Raw genomic sequence first — 22,081 nt, forward strand, 5'->3', positions numbered from 1 at the left:
CCATGTCACTGCTAGAAATCAAGAATCTCAATGTTCGCTTCGGCGACAAGACCGCGACCCCGGTGGTCGATGGCCTCGACCTGAAAGTCGACAAAGGCGAAGTGCTGGCCATCGTGGGCGAATCGGGTTCGGGTAAATCCGTGACCATGATGGCGCTGATGGGGCTGATCGAGCATCCCGGCATCGTCACTGCCGACTCGCTGAGCTTTGACGGCAAAGACATGCTCAAGCTGAGCAATCGTCAACGTCGGCAAATCGTCGGCAAAGACCTGTCGATGGTGTTCCAGGACCCAATGACGGCGCTCAACCCGAGCTACACCGTCGGTTTCCAGATCGAAGAAGTGCTGCGCCTGCACCTGAAAATGTCCAGCAAGCAAGCGCGCAAACGGGCCATCGAACTGCTGGAAAAAGTCGAAATCCCGGGCGCCGCCAGCCGTATGGATGCCTACCCGCATCAACTGTCCGGCGGTATGAGCCAGCGCGTTGCAATCGCCATGGCGATTGCCGGCGAGCCGAAGCTGCTGATCGCCGATGAGCCAACCACGGCACTCGACGTAACGATTCAGGCACAGATCATGGATCTGCTGCTGGCGTTGCAGAAAGAACAGAACATGGGCCTGGTGCTGATCACTCACGACCTCGCGGTCGTGGCTGAAACCGCCCAGCGCGTCTGCGTGATGTACGCCGGCCAAGCGGTCGAAGTCGGCCAGGTGCCGCAACTGTTCGACATCCCCGCACATCCGTACAGCGAAGCGTTGCTCAAGGCGATTCCGGAACACAGCCAGGGTGCCGCGCGTCTGGCGACACTGCCGGGCATCGTCCCGGGCCGCTACGACCGCCCGCAGGGTTGCCTGCTGTCGCCGCGTTGCCCGTACGTGCAGGACAGCTGCCGAGTACAGCGTCCGACCCTTGATCCGAAAGCCAACAGCCTCGCCCGCTGCTTCTACCCGCTGAACCAGGAGGTGGCGTAATGGCCGTCGTACTTACCGCCCGCGACCTGACCCGTCACTACGAAGTCTCCCGTGGCCTGTTCAACGGCCATGCGACCGTGCGCGCACTCAACGGCGTGTCGTTCGAACTGGAAGCCGGCAAGACCCTCGCGGTTGTAGGCGAATCGGGCTGCGGTAAATCCACCCTCGCCCGCGCTCTGACCCTGATTGAAGAGCCGTCGTCCGGCTCCTTGAAAATCGCCGGCCAGGAAGTCGCCGGTGCCGACAAGTCTCAGCGCAAGCAACTGCGCAAAGACGTGCAGATGGTCTTTCAGAGCCCGTACGCGTCGTTGAACCCACGGCAAAAAGTCGGCGATCAACTGGCCGAGCCGCTGTTGATCAACACCAACCTGAGTGCCGCCGAACGTCGCGAGAAAGTCCAGGCGATGATGAAGCAGGTCGGCTTGCGTCCCGAGCACTATCAGCGTTATCCGCACATGTTCTCCGGCGGTCAGCGCCAGCGGATCGCCCTCGCCCGGGCGATGATGCTGCAGCCGAAAGTGCTGGTGGCGGACGAACCGACTTCGGCGCTGGACGTGTCGATTCAGGCGCAGGTGTTGAACCTGTTCATGGACCTGCAGCAGGAGTTCAACACCGCTTACGTGTTCATCTCGCACAACCTCGCGGTGGTGCAACATGTGGCTGATGACGTGATGGTGATGTACCTCGGTCGCCCGGTGGAAATGGGCCCGAAAAACGATATCTACGAACGCCCGTTGCACCCATACACCCAGGCGTTGCTGTCGGCGACCCCGACCATTCACCCGGACCCGAACAAGCCTAAAATCAAGATCGTCGGCGAACTGCCCAACCCGCTGAACCCGCCACCGGGCTGCGCTTTCCACAAGCGCTGCCCGTATGCGACCGAACGTTGCAGCACTGAAGAGCCGGCCTTGCGTGCGCTCGACAATCGGCAGGTGGCATGCCACTACGCCGAGCAGTTCCTCGACGGTGCGGCGTAAAAAGATCTGCGGACAAACACAAAACCTGTAGGCGCTGCGGCACGCTGCGCCTACAGGGGATCGTGTTTTTCCCGGGTTTAAAGTGTTAACCAAACCCCTTCTGCCTCGATTGCGCATCAATCGAGGCAGAAGGGGTTTTCTTTTGCGGGCAGCCCCCCGCAAAATTGCACGACAGCCGCCATACTGGCTCAATCAAGCCAGGCAGACACGCTAAACGGCCGTAACCTTTCATACCCAAGGAGCAAGACATTGGACAAGGAACTTCCAACGGATTTTGAACAGTTCGTCGAGACACTGACGCGCTTGAGCAGCAAAAACGGATTGACCCTTGGACGGCTCAATCGTCAAGAGCTGGGGGTCATGCTCTTGTATATCAGTGCCGCGCTCAACCCCGGCGAACGCTACAGCGAGAGGGACGCGACCGCGCGGCTGGATCAATGGAAAACCCAGTACGCCCCCATGCTGCGCAGCGATGTGGTGGAGCTGCGGCGTACGCTGATTGACGGCCATTACTGGATGCGGGAACCCGACGGACGCGGTTATGAACTCGCTGCAGCCATTGCCTGCCACCCACTATTCATCCGTCTCATTGAGGAGCGTCTGCAAATGCGCATCGCCGAACAGCTGCTGACGGCTGCCCGCGCCCGCGAGGAGCGCAAGAAAGCAGCGCTGCAAGGCTGAGGAGATCAGGGAGGAGCGCGCCTGGCGTTCTCCTCCCTGATCTGGCCTATTGCACTCTGACGAAGATGGCCTGCTCGGCAAGTGCGATCTGCGCATTCGCGGCGTGAAGCTCGGGGGCCCATCGGACAAAGTTGCTCAGCACCCGAACCTGTCCGGTACTCGGCAGCAGCAGGTGCATATAAAGTCCGCTGTCGAACGAAGGAGCGACGACATCGTCAACGAACACGCGCAGAACCGGCTGACGCAAAACAATGCCGCAAGCACTCAACCGTGAATTGCGCGACAGCAGATAATTATCGTGGCTGTCGAGCACTGGCGTCTGGGCAAGTGCTGTCGCGACACGATCGTACAGAACCGCCTCGCTGCAACCGCCAACATCGTCGACCGCCATCAAGCGGGCGCTTCCTTCAACGACGTAGTGCAGCAGAAATCGCTCGCCCTGCAGAACGCTGCAAGCGTGCTTCAAAAAGGCCACGATCCAGGCGACTGTCTGATCGCAGCCACTGACCATGCCCTCGGGCCGGCTCAGCACTGTCTTCGTCTGCTCACCGGTGTGCACCGGCAAGGGTCCGAGATTCTGCGGGTCCAGCCACGCGGCGCAAGCCTGCAAGCGGCCCTCCGCCGCCTTGAAGTGCGCTGCCGACTCCATCGATAACCCGGGCTGTGGCACCGCAGGGCTCTGCGCCGGCAGATGGGCACTGAACTTGAAGCGGTCAATGATCGAGCCGGGCAACTCAGCGTCATCACCGTGTAACAGCTGATGCTTGACTGCCGCATTGAAACCGTCCAGATACCCGAGGATATTGTCCTGCTCCATTCCCTGGCGATGCAGGTAAAACAGACTCCACTGTTCAAAGCCGAATTGCGGCAGCCATGTAGAGTTTTGAGCAGTGAGAAAGAACCGCTCGGTGATGGAGGCGGCCAGTTCGCTGCTCATCGTGTCATGCGACCAGTCGAAGCCCGACCCGGTGATGCCGTATTTTTCCCGGTCATTCCAGATGGGCGTCAGCGGATCGCAGTACCAGACCTGCGCACGGAACGTGTCCGGCCGAAAGGTCTCGATGAAATCCAGGCTCTCTTGCACCGTGTCGAGAGTTTCCCCTGGAAAGCCGATGATGAACGAGGCGTGAGTCGCAATGCCAACCGAGCGGAATGCGCTGATGGCCTGTTCATAGTTCTTGCGGCGTGACGTCTTGCGCATCAGCGCAAGCATCTTGTCGGAAGCCGACTCGATACCCAGAAAAACCCCTTCACACCCTGCGCGCGCCATCAATGCAATGGTTTCCGGATCACCCTGATCAGAGCGGTAGAAGGAGTTCCACTTAAAGTTGTACTGGTTGTCGATCATCATCTGCATGATTTCCCGGAATCGCTGCTTGGGCACATTGAATGTGTCATCCAGGAACGTCAGCGTATCCACGGTGCCAATCGCCTTCACCGCGTCCAGTTCGCGTTCTACATCGCTGGTGGACAAATAACGGTATTTGCCGGCTCGCTGGGGAAACCCACAGAACGCACAGGCGTACGGACAGGATTTGGCGGTACGCGTGGACAGAAAACGTCCGATGCCGCGCGGTTCGAACAACCTGTAATTGACGAAGTTTTCCTTCAGTTCGTTGTATTCCGGCTCATCCGCGCCGAACACCCACGTATCGTCGTCCAGCGCTGCCGTGCGGCTCAAGCCGATAACCGAACGGTTTTGGTTGAGCGCCTCCAGCACCTGGCGAAGCGTGTCTTCACCTTCATTGCTGTTGATATAGATATCACCGCCAAGAACATTCAGGTAATCACCGAGCATCTCGCGATCGTGCGCCTTGAACAAACCACTGATATAAGGGCCGCCGATGATGATCTGCACCTCGGGGGCACAGGAGCGCACAAAGTCCACGATTTCCTGCACCGGATGGGGCATCACATAGAGGGTCGTGGTGATGACCACCGTGTTAATCGTGCCGGACGCGAGTTTATGCGCCAGGACGTCCTTCTCGTTCTGAAACAGATTGACGTAGTCAAAGGCGATGCCATGCTTTTCGAGGTAGGTACCCAGCACCATCACCACCGGCCATAGAAAGTCGGCATTGTTCAGGTTCAGGTTTGCCAGCCCTTGCCGCTCACGTGTCTTGTTCAGCACGCCCAATGCATGAAACCGCGAGCCCTCGTAATTGACAAACGCCAGGCGTAAATCACGTTTCGCTGCCGCTTCAGGTGCTAGTTGATCGAGCATCTGACAATAGTCGTCAAACGAGAAATCATTGAAGCCGATGATCATGCATTTTTTGTTTTGCATCGGGTCACTCCTCCCTGGAATGGAACGTGCGAAAGCTCGCGCCTATGCTCCTTGAGTGGTTCAGCCGTGGGACGCGGCCCAACGTCGCGTATCAGGAATGAAGTCCGCGATATTGGTATAGGCGCCGGCCTCCAGGCACTTGTCGACGAACAGTTGCCCCACCACAAGATCCAGAACACCCAGCCCGAATGGTGAAAAAATCAGCGGGCGCGAGCGGTCAATCAAGCTCGGGTTGTTGAGAATGTGCGCGAGCGTGCCATGCACGAATGAGCGGTCGCCGTATTTCTGTTCTGCCAGATGGGGCGAGGTATTGGCCTTCATGCAATGTTCCACATCATCGAACACGTTGAACGCCTGCCAGATGATGTCCGGGCTGATATCGCGCAGTGAGACATTCAGAATGATCTGACCGGGGGCGAAGACATCGTCTCCCGACACGTAAGGCGTGCCGGCGTTGGTGGCGAAAACAACAATGTCGGCAGCGCTGATCGCAGCCTTCAAGTCCTCGACGAAAAACGCTGGCTGACCCGTCCCCGCCTCAACGTGGTGACGAAGCTCGGTAGCGGACGCTGCATCCAGATCGCAGACGGTGACCTGATCGAACTTCCAGCCATCGGCCATGAAAAAATCAAAGATCGCGCGGGAGATCACCCCGGCGCCAACGAATGTAATTTTCAGTGCTTTCTTCGGATCTGCCGCCAACGTCCTCGCGGCGACCACCGCTGAAGCCGCAGTTCTGGCCGAACTGATTTGCGAAGCTTCGAGGCAAGCTACCGGGTAACCCGTTTCATAATCGTTGAGCAGCAGAACGGCTGAGGCGCGCTGCAGATTTCGCTCGATGTTCTTCGGGTAACTGGCAATCCATTTGATGCCCGAAATGGGCGTGTCATTGGCAATCGCAGCAGGCAAGGCAATGATCCGATCCGATTGACGCTCCTCGAACTTCAGGAAATAGCTGTCGGGGTTGTTGGTCAGGCCAGCGTCGTGCTGCAGGTAAGTCTCTTCGACCAGACGCAAAATGTCCTGGCGCAACGACGGCATCAGGTTGGCGATCTGCGAACCGGAAACGACGGTCAATGCATGGGATGACAGGTGTTGGGAGTCTTTCATGGGAGGTCTCATTGAATGGCTTCGTGTTTTGGAATCGCTGTGTCACGAGCGCTTACTTCGGACTCCAGGAGACAGAATTGATCTAACGTTTCGTTCAGCAGGTGTTTTAGTTTCAACATGTTTTCAGGCGAAATTCGGTCGGCCTGGTACTGCAGCTTGATAAAGCAATGGTCAGCCGTGACTGGCACCCACATGAACAGTGGCCAAGGCTGATAGTCGGGCAACTGAACCTGGGAGACGGCGATACCTTCCAGATTCCAACCTTCGAACGGGCTCTCGGCACCGATGTGAATTGGCAGGCTCTGGCTGATGTCGGATTCAGCCATGATTTCGCCGATCGAAAGACCGACGCTGTCGAAAGTTTCATAGAGTGAATCCGCGACATTGAGAATGTGAGCCTGCAACGACAGTTTCGAATCGACACGTACCCGTAACGGAATACGCGCAGACAGATAGGCGACAACGGTTTGCGTGCCTTCCGTCCAGCGCGGCGTCACATTGGTCTGAATCAACAAATCGTCAGAGGCGCAAAAATGTCCGAGCGCGATAGACGCCGCTGCGGTGTAAACCACAAAGGGCGTGACATCCAGCGCATGACAGAGTCGGTTGATGGCCCCATGGACCTCCGCACCGGGGGTCATCACATCGAAGGTCGATTTGCCTTGCGCGCTCTCGCCGGTCTGCAAGTCCGGTATCAAGGGAATGTTCGCGTCCTTGAGATACTCACGCCAGAACTGCGCCTGGCGCTGATGCTCATCATGTTCCAAAGGCATTGCCAGCGTTTCATGATCGAAACCGAGTGGCTCCAGCAACGGCTCCGGGGCGGCGGATATCGCGCCGTTGTAGGCGGTCGCCAGATCGTCGAGGATCACTTCCAGCGACCATGAGTCGACAACGATGTGATGAATGATCAGCGCAAACAGATGACGATCATGTCCGAGCTTTTTCAGGTAGGCCCTGAACGGTATGTCCACCTTCAGGTCAAGCGGTCGCCGGCACAGGTCCTCGATGCAGTCCTCCAGCCGCGACAACTCGAACGGCTCGCTGTCGACGCTCAGTACATCGCGCACTTGCACTCCGGGAAACCGTCGCGCGCCATCGGGTGTTTCGTGGAAGTGCGATCGTAACTGTTCGTGACGATTGACCACCGCATCCACCGCGCGGCTGAACTGGGCAATGTGCAACGGCCCATCCAGCACAAAACCAATGCTTACGCAGGCTGTTTCCGCAAGATCGTAAGCACTGGATGCGCTCCAGTAATACCGCTGATAAGGATTCAATCCTTTACCCGTCATCTCCTACTCCTTGATCAGACAGGCCATTTGCGCCAGCGTGGGAGCGCCAAACACGCGCTTGAGATTGATCTGAATACCACTGCGTTTCATCAGAGCGACGAGACGCATCGCCAGAAGAGAGTTGCCGCCCAATGCAAAGAAGTTCGCCTCACGGTTATCGATCGGGCGACCGAGAATCTGCGCCCAGATCAACGCCAGGGATTCCTCCTGAGGGCTCATTGCCTCGACAATTCCACCTTCCTCGGTCAACTCGCCCAACCGCGCGATCAACGCTGCCCGATCGACTTTGCCGGCCGGATTGCGCGGTAGCTCATCCAGAACGAGGATACGCGCCGGCATGAAGTAAATTGGCAACTCGGCACTGATTCTAGCCCTCAGCTCAGCTTCCAGCTGCGTGCCGTCAACCTTGTCCGCCGGGGTCACAAAAAGCGCGATTTTCACACCCACGGTGTCAGCATCGACGCAACAGGCATGGCAACTTCGAATTCGCCGCGTCGCCATGGTGCAGGCCTCGATTTCCGCAAGCTCGACGCGATTTCCGTTGATCTTGACCAGATCGTCCTTGCGGCCCTCGAACAGGATGTCTGCGTTCACATCGCGCCTGGCGAAATCGCCAGTGCGAAAGCTCAGGCTGTCATCACCGTCCAGGCCACGGACAAACCGTGCATCGCTCAAGTCCGGATTGTCCAGATAGCCCAAGGCAACACTCACCCCGCTGATGTAGATCTCGCCGAGTTCGCCGTCCGGTACTTCTTCCAGCGTCTCGTCAAGCAAGCGCACGGTGACGTTGGAAATTGCCTGGCCAATATTCGCTGGTGAGGTCTCGAGCTCGCACAGCTTGACCGTTGTCGCGACTGTTGCTTCGGAAGGTCCGTAGGCGTTGATCAGACGGATTCTGCCCGCCCAGTTTGCAATCACTTGCTTACTGCACCTCTCGCCGGCCACGATCAATGTACTCAGGCTGATCGGCAGCTCGGCCGGCAGCAGCGACACCAATGATGGCGGCAACGTGGCGACGTCGATCCGACGATTGCACAGCAGGTCTTGCAGGCAGTCGAAGTCTCGCAGCTCATGGTCGCTCGCCGCGACCAGACAGCCGCCGGCAGACAAAGTCATGACGATTTCGGCGATGATCGCGTCGAAACAGACAGGAGAAAACATCAACACCCGACTGCCCTGCGTGATGCCATACGGTAGAGCATGACGCGCAAGGTTCGGGATGCCCCGGTGTGAAACCAGTACCCCTTTCGGTTGCCCGGTAGAGCCCGAAGTGAAGATGACGTACGCCAGGTCTTGTGGCGTTATCCGCGGTTGCTCGAAGTGCAGGGACTGCGCGGCATCGCGGACCTGACCGAGCGTCACAACCTTTTCAGCAGCCAGAGCGCGATTATCGCCGACCCTGTACCCGTCAGGGACCAGAACCAGCTTCGCAGTGGCAGCGTCCAGCTGCACGGACAAGCGCGCTGGCGCGGCGTCCAGGTCCAAGAGGACGAAGGCTGCGCCACTCTTCATGACGCCCAGCAAGGCCACCAGCAGATCCTTGCCGCGCGGACAACCAATGGCAACTATCGCGCCGGCACCCATCGCGTTGTGTGCCAGATAGGCAGCGATCCGCTGACTGTCTGCGTCCACTTCGCCGTAGGTATAAGAAACACCACCCTCTTCTATAGCCGGTGCATCCTTGAGATCGTGGCTGACGCGGATCCATTGATCGAGAAAGATCTGGGTTTGCGCGATATTGCCTGGGGGAAATTGTAGTAGTGACAAGCTAGGTTCCTTCCGCTCTGAAAAAACATCAACCAACGCACCGCCGAGACTCAACCCACCATCGCGTGTTGATACATCTGGCTGCCAAAGTTGGCGTCACACCACTTATCCGAATAGATCGTTTCGAGATACCGTTCGCCCATATCGGGACTGATCACGACAACTTCGTCGCCCGCTGGAATCTGTTTCCACAGGCGTTTGAGCGCGACCAGAACGGTGCCCGTGGAACCACCTACCAGCAGGCCGTAATCCAGCGCGACACTACGGCACATGCGGATCGTCTCGACTTCATCAACGAACTCGATATGCCCGACCAGATCCCGATCGAGAATTTCCGGGCGCCGACTCGTTCCCAAACCGGGAATCAGGCGTTTCTTGGGCACTTCCTGAAAGTTGATCGACCCTACGGTATCGACAGCAATCAGCTTTACGTCCGGCGCATGTTCACGCAGATATTGTGCGCAGCCGACAAGTGTTCCGGTGGTGCCAGCACCGACAAACAGCCACTTGCAGTTGGGATGCTGCCGCAGGATTTCCGGCGCAGTCCTGTTGTAGTGCGCCAGCGGATTGGCCGGGTTGGCGTACTGATTGGTCCAGAAATACCTCGGATCCTGACGGATCATTTCCTGAATCAGAGCAATGCGCGCACCGAGAAAACCGCCGTTGCGATCGCGGGTGTCGCAAACAATGACTTCGGCCCCATAAGCCTTCATCAGGTTGACACTGACCTGATTGACGTTGGGATCGGTTATGCAGGTAAACGGATAACCGCGCTGCGCACAGATCATCGATAACGCGACACCGAGGTTTCCCGAGCTGGACTCGATAACTTTTCGCCCGGGCGAAAGCAGCCCCAGGCGCTCACTCTCCTCAATCAGCGAGATTGCAGTCTTGAGTTTTATCGACCCGGCCGGATTCAACCCTTCTATCTTCAGGTAGACCGGTACATCACCAATAAAGTTATCCAGCTTGTGATACTGATTCGCACTGTAAATTTGCATCATGCTCGAGGTATCCATTTCCAAGAGAAGACATTCGACGCGCATGGAAAACAATCCGTTGTTTAAGATCGGCCATTTGCGCAACACAGAACTTTTCGGGGTTGAAGTTGAGTTCGATCAGAAAATCATCTGCCGGAACCAGACCGAGCACCAAAGGAAACTCTGACTTCTCGACCCACTGCAGATTGCTGAGCCGGTAGCGATCACCGACCGGCAGGTTGTCCTGAAGCTCGAAGTTCTCGACCACCAGAACGGTATTGAACAATGCCTCCTGGCCAAGGCCGGCAGCACTCTGGAAATGACTCATCGATATATGGCCTTCGTCCTGCAGCGCTGCACTGCTGCGCTGCAACTGCCGAAGAGCATCGGCAGAGAGCGGCGCCTGTACATCAACCTTGCACGGGACGATTGAGGTCATGAGTCCGATGATGTCTTGCGAGCCCTCAAGATCTGCAGGCCGTCCCGAAATCGCCCAGCCGAAAACCGGCGCGAGACTTTGCGTGTTTTCTGCCAGGATCTGCGCCCAGATACGCTGGAATAGCACCGCTACAGTCACACCCAGCCCGCTGCAGAAACGCTCGATGCCGCCCGACAGGTCGCGCCCGAGGTTGAAGCGGTAGACGTTATGATCCGCAGGCGAGGACGGCTGATAGGCAACCGGACTGGAGAACAGAGTGGGGCTGACGCCCGCCAGATAGCGTCGCCAGAACGGACGCGTCTGCCGTTCGTGCTGATTGGCCAGCCACTCGATGTAATCGCGATAGACATGACTGAACACCGGCTCGGGCTGAACGCCGCAGATCATCTGATCGTAGAGGGCAAACAGCTCCTTGATGACCTTGGCCACACACCAGCCATCCAGAAGGATGTGATGATAGGTCCAGATCAACTTGTGGTTCTGCGAATCCCGGGACAGCAACGTGAAGCGGGTCAGCGCGGGTGTCGCCAGATCAAAGATTCGCGAGCGATCGTCGTGCATCAGGCGCTCATGCTCCGTCGCCCCGCCTCCCTGTGCAATGACCTGCCAGCTGCAAGTTGCTTCTTGCACCACGTATTGCACCGGGCCCGCCACCGCATCCCAGAAGAACCCCGTGCGCAGGATCGGATGCCGCTCGGCCAGCAATTGCCAAGCCGCTTCCAGCACGCTTATGTCGACCTCGCCGTTGATGTCCATGACGTACTGCAGGGTATAGGTGTCGTCATCGCTCATCAGGTGCTGGAACAGGATCCCCTCTTGCGTCGGCGACAAGGGGTAGATATCCACCGGTATGGCTCCGGCGCTGGCAATCAGCGACTGCAACTCATCATCAGTCAGATCGACATCCGGATAGTCGCCGGGCACGCGTACCACGGCGCCTGCTGTGCAATGCTCAATGATTTCCGTCAGTGCATCGACGTAGTGTGTCGCAAGATTTTCGGCCTCCTGCGGGGACAGGATACCGTCGTCGAAATACCAGTCGATTTCAAATCGCCCCTGGGCAATCCGTGCCTCGATCTCCAGTGCATGCTGGCGTCCGTTACGCGCATCTACCGACACCTGATCGACCAGACTCAAGACCTGGGCAGATGGCATCGACACATCCGGATCGTCAAACGACACGTTGTCCCACTGCCCGAGGTAGTTGAACTGCACCATGGGTTCGGCAGCAGGAATCACCCGGGACTCATTAAACAGATAACGCAGTAACCCATACCCCACACCTCGTTGCGGGATGTCCGCGAGTGTGCGCTTGGTTGCCTGAATCAGGCTCCCAAGCCCCTCTTGAGGATCATGTAGGCACACCGGGAACACCGACGTGAACCAGCCGACCGTGCGAGATACGTCGACGCCTTCCAGGATGCTTTCGCGACCATGTCCTTCGAGGTTGATTGCAATGTCCGGACTCGCACGCCAGGCGGAAAACGCCCGGACCAGTGCCGAGATCAGGATGTCATTGATGCGGGTGTTGTAAGCAGCAGGCACCTCCCGGATCAGTGCGCTGGTCGCTGCACTGCTCAGGCCCCGGGACAGTATTGCGGTGCGACCTGACGCTCGCCGGTTCAAGTCAAAAGGTATCGCGGCCGGAATCCTTTCGATGACCCGTGACCAGTAGGCAGTCTGCGCCAGAACATCGCTCTTGAAGGCCTGTCCGTCACTCGCCAGCTGCTGCGCCCAACCACGAAACGAGGTGACCTGTGCAGGCACCGCAGTGCCTGCACAGAGGTGCAGGTAATCCTCGACGAGAATGCGCAGGGACACCGCATCGACCACCAGGTGATGCGCCACCAGCACCAGCAGACTGGCATCGGGATCCGGGGTGCGGAACAGCAGCGCGCGAAACAGATCACCCTGTTCGAGGTCGAGACCGGACAGGGACTCATCCAGCACGGCCCGGACACGCCCCAGCGATTGATCGATCGGTGCAGTCAGTTGCACTGTCCTGCAACTCGACTGCGCATCACCCGGACTGACCGGAATGGTCTGGGCGTATCCTTGATCGACTTTGAACTGCGCACTCAGTACCGGATAGCGCTCCAGTATCTCGCGAGTCGCCATTAGCAAGGTGTCGGCTGCAACGGGACGGTGAATCTCGATCGCTGTGCCGAGACACCAATGGGCAGCATTGACCAGTTGCTGTTCGGCAAACCAGCGCTGTACCGGCACCAGCACAGTTGCGCCGGTCGGCGGATGGTTTTCCCCGCAGGCCGCACTGTGCAGCGGCCGCACGGCCTGTGCAATTTCAGATAGTGATCGACTGGCAAAGATGCGATCAAGATCAATCGTCATCCCCTCGCTTCTCAGACGTGCAATGAGTTGCAGCGCGCTGATCGAGTCACCGCCTGAAGAGAAGAAATTCTGTTTCAGGGTAATCGTGTCACTGCCAATGATCGCACGCGTGGCAGCCAACACCCGTGTGTCGAAAGGCGTGTGTTGCGAGGAAGCCGGGGGCAGATCTTTCGCAGCCGCTGCGTCATCTCCGACCACAGGAACGCCTTGCCAGTACTGCCACTCCTGCATGGGGCGCTGTGCTTCACAGATATACGTCAGTGCACTGAGGAAATGTTCACACAGCGCCTCTGCCCGCTCTCTGGAGACATGCTCGGGATCGCGAATGAAATCGACAGTGATGCCATCGTCGGTACTGAGGACTTCAACGGCAAAGGCAAACTCGGTGAGGTCCGTCACCTGCGCGAGTTCGACCGTGACGCCGGGGGCCTCCAGCGCAGCCCAGTTTGCCAGCGTCTCGACGTTGAGCACCGTATCAAAAGCGCCATTGGCAAAACGCGAACGCGTACTGAACAACGTATCGTTCATGGAAATCGATTCGAAGCGAAGCAACTCGGCAATGCGTCCACTGACGGCTTGCAGGCTGACCTCGGGGCTCTGCGCCGCCGCCAGTGCCAAGGGCATCGGCAAGGTATTGGCGTACATCCCGATGTCATCCAGGCCAACCCCGGTGTCGGCGCGCCCCGAGACGATCATTCCGAACAACTGGTGCTGCCCGCCGTTTACTGCATTGAGCGCCATGGCCCAGGCCGTTGCCGCAACAGAAGCAATCGTGACCCCGGCCCGGCCACACAAACGCACGATGGCTTGTTCAAGAGTCGTGGACAGACGTCTTTCGAAGAGTTGATGTTCCACCGGTTTCAAGGAAGGCTCGGCAATCTTGTCGGCTACGCAGACCGGCACCTCGAAAGGCTTGAGGAGATCCGACCAGAGCTGTTGGTCCTGCGGTTGCAGGTGGAATTTTTCATGACCGTCGATATAGGTTGCAAATGCATCCGGCGCCGCCGGCGAATCCGAGAAGACTTCGCTCATCAGCGAAAAGATCGAAGCACCATCAAGCACGAGATGATGCGCACTGAGGACAAACTGATAGTTGTTGCCCCCCAGATGGAACAGGTGCAATCGATACAGCGCGGGCTGATCCAGCTCGAAACCGCTTTGTTTGTCCTCTATGAGGAAGTCTGCCATGTACTGGCGCTGCTGCACTTGATCGAGGTGCAGAAGACTGGTCCGCGACCATCTCAGTGGAGCGTCCTCGGCAACGACGCGCACCGGCTGGCCTGACGGCGCCAGAACGAACGCGCTACGCAACAGTTCATGATGTTGATGAGCCTTGCGCCAGCCCTCTTCCAGCGCGGCGCTGCCATCGGGCAGCACCATACGGAACGAAAACTGCAGAACGTAAGTGGTGCGATGACGGGCTCGCAGCGACTGAACGTAAATACCCTTCTGTGCCGGCGAAACCGGTTTGAACGATGATGAATCACCCTGCGTCTGTTGCGGGTCCGGATGTTTTACGCCCCCGGCAACTGGGTTGCCGGTCTGGGCCCTCGCCACCTTGAGCAGCCCGAGCGTGGACGGGTTCCGGAAGATATCGCCCAACGTGAAGGCTTGTCCCAAGGCCTTTGCCCGTGCAATGAACTGCAAGGCGAGAATCGAATCGGCACCCTGTCTGAAAACATCGTCGGTGGGCTGCAACGTCGGGTTACGCAGCAAATCACGCCAGGTCTCGAGCAGTTCCTGTCCGCCGCCAGACGCCGTTGCCGCAACGTTTTGTAAGGTGTCGGGGGGCGGTGTCTGATTGGCGATGGCCGTGAGTTTTTTCTTGTCGATCTTGCCATTGGGCGTCTCGGGCAGAGACGACTGAACGCGAAACTCGGATGGAATCATGTGTTCCGGCAATAGCTCGCGCAAATCGAGACGCAGCGTGTCGAGATCGGTTGCGATGCCCTCTTGCTCGACGAGGAAAGCTGTCAGAAAGGCTCGAGTGTGCGAAGTGTTGAGCACCACTGCCGCCTGTTTGATGTAAGACAAACGCAGGATGCCGAATTCGACCTCACTCAGCTCGATCCGGTGGCCTCGCACCTTGACCTGATCATCGGTTCGACCGTGATAGTGAAAGACACCCTCTTCATCACAACTGACGAGGTCGCCGGTCTTGTAGGCTCGCTGACCGTCGGCAATGACAAACGCCTTGGCGGTCAGGTCGGGGCGACCGATGTAGCCCAGCCCCACCGCGATCCCTTCGACGTAGAGCTCCCCGACCTCACCCACGGGCAGCGCCACCTGGTCAGCGTCGCGCACCACCAGCCGAACACCGCGTACCGCCCGCCCGATAGGAATTGCGTGATCGGCAGAAGGCATCCGGGTGATGACGTGGTGGGTCACATCGTCACTGCACTCAGTCGGCCCATAGGCATTGACCAATGGCACATTGGGTTTGGTCGCCAACCAGCGTCGGGCAAGCGAAACGGGCAGCACTTCGCCCGTAGCGACCAGGCAGCCAAGACGATCGAAGCGCGCATTCTGCGCATCCACACTGATCGCATCCAGAATGGCCAGCAGATGGCTCGGTACCACCTGCAGGATATCGATTTCGTCGTGCACGATCCGCGCACCCAGGCGATCCAGATCCAGAAACTCCGAACGGGTCAGAATTGCCGTACGTCCGGCGCAGATGAGCGGCGCGAGGAATTGCCAGACGGAGATATCGAAACTCTGTGGTGCTGTTTGCGCCACGTTCGGGGCCTTGTGCATCCCCAGGTCTTCGACCTTGGCCAGCAGGTGATTGAGCATTCCCGCATGATGGACCATTGCCCCCTTGGGCATCCCGGTGGAGCCGGAGGTGAAGATCACATAAGCAAGGCTGTCGTCCTTCAATACGCAGCGCTTGAACGGCGCCCCACCCTTGAGTTCTTCGAGCCGGTCCGGCATGGCCAGAAGAGCAATACCGTCGAACAGCAACTGGCTGTTGTTCTCCGTTATCAGGTAACGGCAATTGCATTGCTCCAGCATGTAGGCCCGCCGATCGAGCGGCAGTGTGCGATCCAGCGGCAGATAAGCGGCCCCGGCCTTGAACAGGCCAATCATCGAAACCAGAAATCCAAGACCCCGTTCCAGACCGATGGCAACAATGTCGCCGGGCCTGACAGATGCCGCACTCAGCATCCGGGCGAAGCCGTCGGATATCTCGTCAAGATCGTGATAGCTCAGGCTGTCGCAGCCATCCGAAGCTGCAATGGCGCCAGGCGCCCGCCGAACCTGGTCGGCGAATAAATCCAGAAAATTGTCCATATCATCCATGTCTTATGGTCTAAATTTCGGTGTTTCCGAGTGTCAGGCACCTTCTCTAAGGTATTTCTTGACCCCCCAATGCCAAAGCAATCGAGACAACAGCAAGAAGGCCAGAGTCGCCAGTACAGCGCCCGACAAAGACCGTCCCGTCGTCATTCCCATTGCTGATTGCGCGGGCACCTCCATGATGAAAAAGACAGGGACTACAGTCATGATCACGACCTGGATCCACTCCGGGTACGCGCCGGATGGAAACCGTCCGGTCGTCAGAAACATAAACAACAGGTGGGAAATGTTGCCGGTTTTCTTGGTCCAGAACGCCAGGCTGGCAATGCTGAACCAGACCGAATAAACCAGCGCACACGCCAAGACCATGAAGACCACGAAAGCGCCGAGCGTTTGCAAGGTCAGTTGCCCTTGCGCGTGGCTGCCACCCAGCATCAGGCCCAGCCCCAGCAGGACCCCGAAGATATGCCACAGGCGCAACTGCCCAAAGGCCAGAATGGTTTGAACATCAATCGGTTTGGACAAGTAAGTGTCAATTGACTTGCTGATGATCAACTTCGAGGCGGCCTCACAGTTGGGCAACACCACCATTTGTACAAAAGAGCGAATAAGAATAAATGCACCATACAAGACAATCGACTGCTGTTTATTCCAACCACCAATTGTCTCGACATTCCCAAAGAAAATCTCAATGACAACGTAAACAGACAACCCCAGTAGAGCGGTATTCAACAGACTGACAAAGACCGGAACGCGATCTTTCATATTCGCCTGCAACCTTGCTGTTAGAAGCGCCTTGACTGCGCTCAGCGTCTTCATTATCCGAACACCGAATAACGTTTTACACCTTTGGCCCAGATAAAATTAGCCAACAATGAAAGTGCAACAACCAGCACAAACTGAAAGATCAATCCGCTAACCAACTGTTCGCTTGTCAGCTCGCCCATGATGATTCTGATTGGAAAGCTGATAATATAAGGAAAGGGTGACCACTCAAGTACCGACTGCATCCAGCCCGGATAAAGCGTCAACGGTGCGAGGACACCACCAAACAGCGTAAGCATGTAAGTCAACACCAAATCGAAGGCACTTGCCTGATCGGACCAGAACGCCGCCAGCCCGCCGATAAAATAAAGTAAATAGTTGATGGCGAAACCAAGTATTACGCCAAGCAGTGCAGGGAGCAGATAGCTCAAGTGCAAATACTTACCCGCTTCGGAAAACACGAACACCCCAGCCACCAGGAAAAATATCGGGATGACTCTGACCATCGCCGAAGCCATTTCGCCTAGAAAGTAATAGAGAGCAATATTGAAAGGTTTTAAGAGAAAACTGCCAATATCACCCGAATGGATGTCGTTCTCTACTTCTTCAGCAGCCGTACTGGAAACGATTTCGCCCACCAGAAACACCAGCGCAAAGTAAGCGGCAAACCTTGCCGGGGTAAACCCTTGCAGTGCGGCATCCTTTGCAATGCCCATCCAGATGACCATCATGAACAACGGCACCAAAGAGGCGAGTACCAATACAAACAGCTCTGCGCGGTGCGCAACCTTGCGACGAATGGCTGTGCGTGCAACGCCTGCAACTTTCAAGGCAAACCGGCTCACGCGACACACTCCCCGGGCGCACCCTTGACCTTCTGCCCGGCGTCGGCCTGCGAGGCCATGAACAGCTTCAGCAGCGCCTCTTCGATCGGTGGATCACCGATCGAAATGTCGATGACCGGCTGCTCGGCCAGAACCCGCGAACAGACTCCCACAACCTCGGCAGCCGGCACCAGCAACTCATGCACAAAGCCGTCTGCGGAGCGCACCAGACCGTATCGACCAAGCGCTGAAGCCATAACACTTTCAGACAATTCCACAGTGATGATGCGGTGATCCGACATGCGTTTACGCAACGACTCCAGGGTGTCATCGAAGGAGATCTTGCCATCGGAAACGACAACGACTCGCTCACAAAGGGCTTCAATATCCTGCATGTAATGCGAAGTAAGCAGCACGCTTACATTGCGTTCGCGACTGTAGTCTTGAATAAATGAACGAACTATTTTTTGCACCCCGACATCGAGCCCGATAGTCGGCTCGTCGAGAAAAAGCACCTTGGGATCATGAAGTAATGATGCTACCAGCTCACACTTCATTTTCTCGCCAAGTGACAGGGTTCGCACCGGCGCTCTGGCCAACTTCGACACTTGAAGCAACTCATCCAGATAGCCATAGGTCTGTTTGAACTGCTCATCGGGAATTTCGAATATCTTCTGATTGAGCCGGAAAGTTTCCATGGCCGGCAAATCCCAGATCAACTGTTGACGTTGCCCCATGATCAGCGAGATGGATTTGAGAAATTCCTTGCTGCGCAGTTGCGGCTTATAGCCGAGAACCGATATTTGTCCGGCAGTCGGATAGAGCAGCCCCGACAGCATTTTCAATGTAGTGGTTTTACCTGCGCCATTCGGACCGAGAAAGCCTACGACCTCACCCTGTTTGACAGTAAATGAAATATCGTCAACAGCGGTCTTTTCGGAGCTCTTGGGAGATACCAGACTTGTCAGCCAACCGAGCGGCCCTTCCGAGCGCTCTTTAATCAGGTAAGTCTTGGACAAATTTTTTACACTAATACAATCCATTGCGTGCGAGACCTTGAAGAAAATGAGCTATCCATTGCGCATATCGTTTCAACGCCGGCTTGAATATCACGCGCTGATCCACGTCGTCAAGAAACGTTATTACACATTTAAATTTTGAATTCGCAGCAGTAATTTATTATTGCGCTTATCGACGCGTGATTGTCGTCTCGCGCAAGCTCATAAAGCAATGGAGCCAGAATCGATGAAAGTAACGCGAGAGGCTCTAGCCTGCGGTTCTTTGCTTTTTCAATGTTTGTCAATGGATTAGAAACTAATCGATAGTGACTTCAGCGTCGAGAGCAAAACGCGTGGTCACGCAAAAGAAGAGTGAAACTACAAACGAAGGGGAAAAGCCGTACAGAAAAATCCTACACCGTGATTTTTTTTGTTGAATACCCCCTTCTCCCTCGATTGCGCATCAGCCGGGGAAGAGGGGGTTTTCCATTGCGCGGGATTTACGACTGGCTGTCGTCATCGCCGGTGTCGGGGTCGGTGTCGGTGTCCGGCTCGTCCGTGGTCGAATCATCGTCGTCCTTGCTACCACCTTGGTCCTGATCGCCCGGTTCGGATTCCGACTTGGCCAGCATGATCACACCGGCGTGGCCGTGGGCCGCATTAAATCCTTGTGGTGGCGTGGCGGTACTCGCCCAGGCCGCCGTGGTGCCAAGCGTCAACATCACCAAAACCTTAAGCAACAGCACAATGCGTTGAAAAATGCTCATAGCCATTTCCATCCTTTCGTGGTTGTAGCCTGGGGTGCCGATCCGGCGCTGAATGAAATCTAGTTCCGATCAGCGAGGTTCACCAGATAGGACGCTAACGTCTCCCCGGAAATGCCCGGGTTCGCCAGAACACTTGTGAATAACCGCTATAACCGAATCAACTAAGCGAGTTCGTGCCGTCTCTAGCGATCAGTGCCTTGGCCTTGCTTGATGAGCGCGTCGCGAAGTAGATCAGCGGCAAGGTCAACAACGCCAGCGCAGCACTGGCAATCCACACGCTGTGGCCGCCGAAGTGCCCATACAGCTGACCACTGACTACCGGCGACAGCAGCGCACTTGCGCTCCAGCTCATGAAAAACAGGCCAAAATACTGGCCGCTTTTACCACCCTGCGCATGCTGCATGACCAGCACATTCAACGGCGGCATGAACAGCGCCTCGCCCAATGTCCAGATTACCGTCGACAGACAGACGTAAAGCAGCGAGCTGCCCAACGGCAACATGCCCAGCCCGCTGGCCAGCAACACACTGCCGGCCATCAGTTGCGCCCGCGCACTCCAGCGTTCGCCCCAATGGGCCAGCGGAATCTGCAGGGTAACCACCAGCAGCGCATTGATGCCGAACTGCCAACCAATGGCTTCGGTGCTCAGCCGATAGTAATCACGCAGATAGTTGCCGAGCGTGCTGTAGACCGTGTCGAACGCCATGCCGAGCACGACCGTCGCGGCCAGCAGCCAGAGGAAAGGTTTGTCGCGATAAGGCAAGCCTGAACCGGCTTCGGTTTTTGCCTCGACGCTCAGCAGCGGTCGCCGCCAGGTCGTACGGACAAACCAGAGCAAGGCCAGCACCGTCAGCGCCGCACTGGCAAAGAACACCCAACGAAAATCAACCTGCGCCAGCACCCCGCCGGCAACGCCAGCGGCGGCCATGCCAAGGTTTCGCGCGACCCGGCTCAGGGCTTGTGCGCGAGCGCGTTGCGCAACCTCGCAATACTCCATGATCAAGCGCTGATGCAGCGTTCGAATCGCCCCGTCGAGTACACCGCTGAACAGCAGCAACGCGCCGAGCCACGGTATATCGGTGGTCAAGCCCAATGACAGCAGAGTCCACGCCGACAGAAAAAACAGCGCCGCCGTCAGCCGCGCCGTCGGAAAACGGTCACTGAGCAAACCACCAACCATCGAACCGACCAGCAGCCCAGCGCCGTAACCGGACAACAGCCAGCCGACCGTTTCAATCGCCAGCCCCAACTCCTGCCGCAGGTACAGCGCCATGAACAGCTTGACCATGCTGCTCAGCCGATTAATGAACAGAAGCGCGGCGAGCACCCAGGCCATCACACCGAAATAACCGTTGATCCGCAGCATATGAGCCAATCGACTCGTCATTCCATTGACCTCTTGAAGCCGCCTGAGTGAACCGGAACACTAACGATCAACACGCCAGTTGTCGCGCCTCTGAACGCCTGAAACCACAAAATCGGAACCACCCTACAACCCCTGTAGGAACTGCTGAAGACTGCGATCTTTTGACTTTGCTTTTCAAGACCAAAAGATCGCAGCCTTCGCCGGGCTGAGTTGGATCGAGTGCATTCATTTGGAAAATGAGCGGCTGGCAGGTCGCTTTCGCTGGCAAGCCAGGCTCCAACAGGGATTGGGCAGTCTGCAAGACATGGGGTGGCTGGCAGGCCGCTTTCGCGAGCAGGCTCGCTCCTACAATTGGATCGTATGCAATCTACTAGATATGAGGCGGCTGGGAGGTCGCCATCGCTGGCAAGCCAGGCTCCCACAGGGGTTGGGTGGAGTCTGCAAGACATGGGGTGGCTGGCAGGCCGCCTTCGCGAGCAGGCTCGCTCCTACAATTGGATCGTATGCAATCTGCTAGATATGGGCGGCTGGCAGGCCGCTTTCGCGAGCAGGCTCGCTCCTACAATTGGATCGTATGCAATCTGCTAGATATGGGGCGGCTGGGAGGTCGCTTTCGCTGGCAAGCCAGGCTCCCACAGGGATTGGGTGCAGTCTGCAAGACATTGGGTGGCTGGCAGGCCGCTTTCGCTGGCAAGCCAGGCTCCCACAGGGATTGGGTGCAGTCTGCAAGACATGGGACGGCTGGCAGGCCGCCTTCGCGAGCAGGCTCGCTCCTACAATTGGATCGTATGCAATCTACTAGATATGGGGCGGCTGGGAGGTCGCCATCGCTGGCAAGCCAGGCTCCCACAGGGATTGGGTGCAGTCTGCAAGACATGGGACGGCTGGCAGGCCGCCTTCGCGAGCAGGCTCGCTCCTACAGAAAAGCAACACCAGAACGCGCATCGCTTCTGCCTTTGCCTCTCACCACTCAACAGGATGAGCGTTAGCTCGGCTGCAGTTTTTGATCTTGATTCACGGGCGACTTCGGCAGGCTGAGTGGAGGGATTGATCCGGGGGTGGGAGCGCAGCGACCGTTTGGCGCAGCCAAACACAGCGAGAGGAGGTGCAGCGAAGCAAACCGTAGGCGCTGCGCCCGGATCGATTCCGGAGCGAAGGAACCCCGAGCCCCAGCGAGCGGGCCGAACGTAGGAGCAAGCGTT

At 57.3% G+C, this 22,081-nt stretch carries 14 protein-coding genes; 3 read left to right on the forward strand and 11 right to left on the reverse strand.

The window, feature by feature from the left end; translation table 11 throughout:
- The first annotated feature begins 2 nt into the window (after nt 1–2).
- The 3 genes from JFT86_RS02165 (at nt 3) to JFT86_RS02175 (ending at nt 2,632) form a co-directional block, all read left to right on the forward strand.
- Nucleotides 3–971: an ABC transporter ATP-binding protein gene (locus tag JFT86_RS02165; RefSeq protein WP_201235430.1), complete on the forward strand. Its 969-nt coding sequence runs from the start codon at nt 3–5 to the stop codon at nt 969–971.
- Nucleotides 971–1,951 carry a peptide ABC transporter ATP-binding protein gene (locus JFT86_RS02170; protein ID WP_201235432.1) on the forward strand — a complete coding sequence of 327 codons (981 nt, stop codon included), beginning with the start codon at nt 971–973 and terminating at the stop codon, nt 1,949–1,951. Before JFT86_RS02165 ends, JFT86_RS02170 begins: the two co-directional genes overlap by 1 nt.
- Before the next feature lie 249 nt (nt 1,952–2,200).
- Entirely contained in the window at nt 2,201–2,632 is a 432-nt protein-coding gene (locus JFT86_RS02175; RefSeq protein WP_201234113.1) for a DUF2087 domain-containing protein, read from the forward strand.
- 46 nt (nt 2,633–2,678) lie between these two features.
- Here the strand turns inward: JFT86_RS02175 and JFT86_RS02180 are convergent, their stop codons facing one another.
- The 11 genes from JFT86_RS02180 to JFT86_RS02230 all read right to left on the reverse strand — a co-directional run bounded on the left by JFT86_RS02180 (nt 2,679) and on the right by JFT86_RS02230 (nt 20,900).
- Nucleotides 2,679–4,919 (reverse strand): PhpK family radical SAM P-methyltransferase, encoded by a 2,241-nt coding sequence (locus JFT86_RS02180; protein WP_201234112.1) that lies wholly within the window; start codon nt 4,917–4,919, stop codon nt 2,679–2,681.
- A gap of 60 nt (nt 4,920–4,979) precedes the next feature.
- A complete protein-coding gene (gene sbnB / locus JFT86_RS02185) occupies nt 4,980–6,029 on the reverse strand; it encodes a 2,3-diaminopropionate biosynthesis protein SbnB (RefSeq protein WP_201234111.1) in 1,050 nt (349 codons plus the stop codon).
- Between the two features lie 8 nt (nt 6,030–6,037).
- Nucleotides 6,038–7,324 carry a condensation domain-containing protein gene (locus JFT86_RS02190; protein ID WP_201234110.1) on the reverse strand — a complete coding sequence of 429 codons (1,287 nt, stop codon included), beginning with the start codon at nt 7,322–7,324 and terminating at the stop codon, nt 6,038–6,040.
- 3 nt (nt 7,325–7,327) lie between these two features.
- Entirely contained in the window at nt 7,328–9,145 is a 1,818-nt protein-coding gene (locus JFT86_RS02195; protein WP_201234109.1) for a non-ribosomal peptide synthetase, read from the reverse strand.
- On the reverse strand, nt 9,142–10,137 hold the full coding sequence (gene sbnA, locus JFT86_RS02200) for a 2,3-diaminopropionate biosynthesis protein SbnA (RefSeq protein ID WP_242489360.1): 996 nt from the start codon (nt 10,135–10,137) through the stop codon (nt 9,142–9,144). The genes JFT86_RS02195 and sbnA overlap by 4 nt, the downstream gene beginning before the upstream one ends.
- Nucleotides 10,052–16,162: a non-ribosomal peptide synthetase gene (locus JFT86_RS02205; protein WP_201234108.1), complete on the reverse strand. Its 6,111-nt coding sequence runs from the start codon at nt 16,160–16,162 to the stop codon at nt 10,052–10,054. The genes sbnA and JFT86_RS02205 overlap by 86 nt, the downstream gene beginning before the upstream one ends.
- Before the next feature lie 33 nt (nt 16,163–16,195).
- Entirely contained in the window at nt 16,196–16,978 is a 783-nt protein-coding gene (locus JFT86_RS02210) for an ABC-2 family transporter protein (RefSeq protein WP_201234107.1), read from the reverse strand.
- Entirely contained in the window at nt 16,978–17,769 is a 792-nt protein-coding gene (locus tag JFT86_RS02215; protein ID WP_201234106.1) for an ABC-2 family transporter protein, read from the reverse strand. The genes JFT86_RS02210 and JFT86_RS02215 overlap by 1 nt, the downstream gene beginning before the upstream one ends.
- Nucleotides 17,766–18,767, reverse strand: coding sequence for an ATP-binding cassette domain-containing protein (locus JFT86_RS02220; protein ID WP_242489359.1), 1,002 nt, complete (start codon nt 18,765–18,767; stop codon nt 17,766–17,768). The genes JFT86_RS02215 and JFT86_RS02220 overlap by 4 nt, the downstream gene beginning before the upstream one ends.
- Before the next feature lie 479 nt (nt 18,768–19,246).
- The gene (locus JFT86_RS02225; protein ID WP_201234104.1) at nt 19,247–19,513 is read right to left on the reverse strand and encodes a hypothetical protein; all 267 of its coding nucleotides are present in this window, start codon (nt 19,511–19,513) and stop codon (nt 19,247–19,249) included.
- 157 nt (nt 19,514–19,670) lie between these two features.
- Complete coding sequence (locus tag JFT86_RS02230; protein ID WP_201234103.1) at nt 19,671–20,900, reverse strand: MFS transporter; 1,230 nt, start codon at nt 20,898–20,900, stop codon at nt 19,671–19,673.
- Between the last annotated feature and the right edge of the window lie 1,181 nt (nt 20,901–22,081).

Origin of the sequence: Pseudomonas sp. TH06 (genome assembly GCF_016651305.1) — a bacterium.
Lineage (GTDB): Bacteria > Pseudomonadota > Gammaproteobacteria > Pseudomonadales > Pseudomonadaceae > Aquipseudomonas.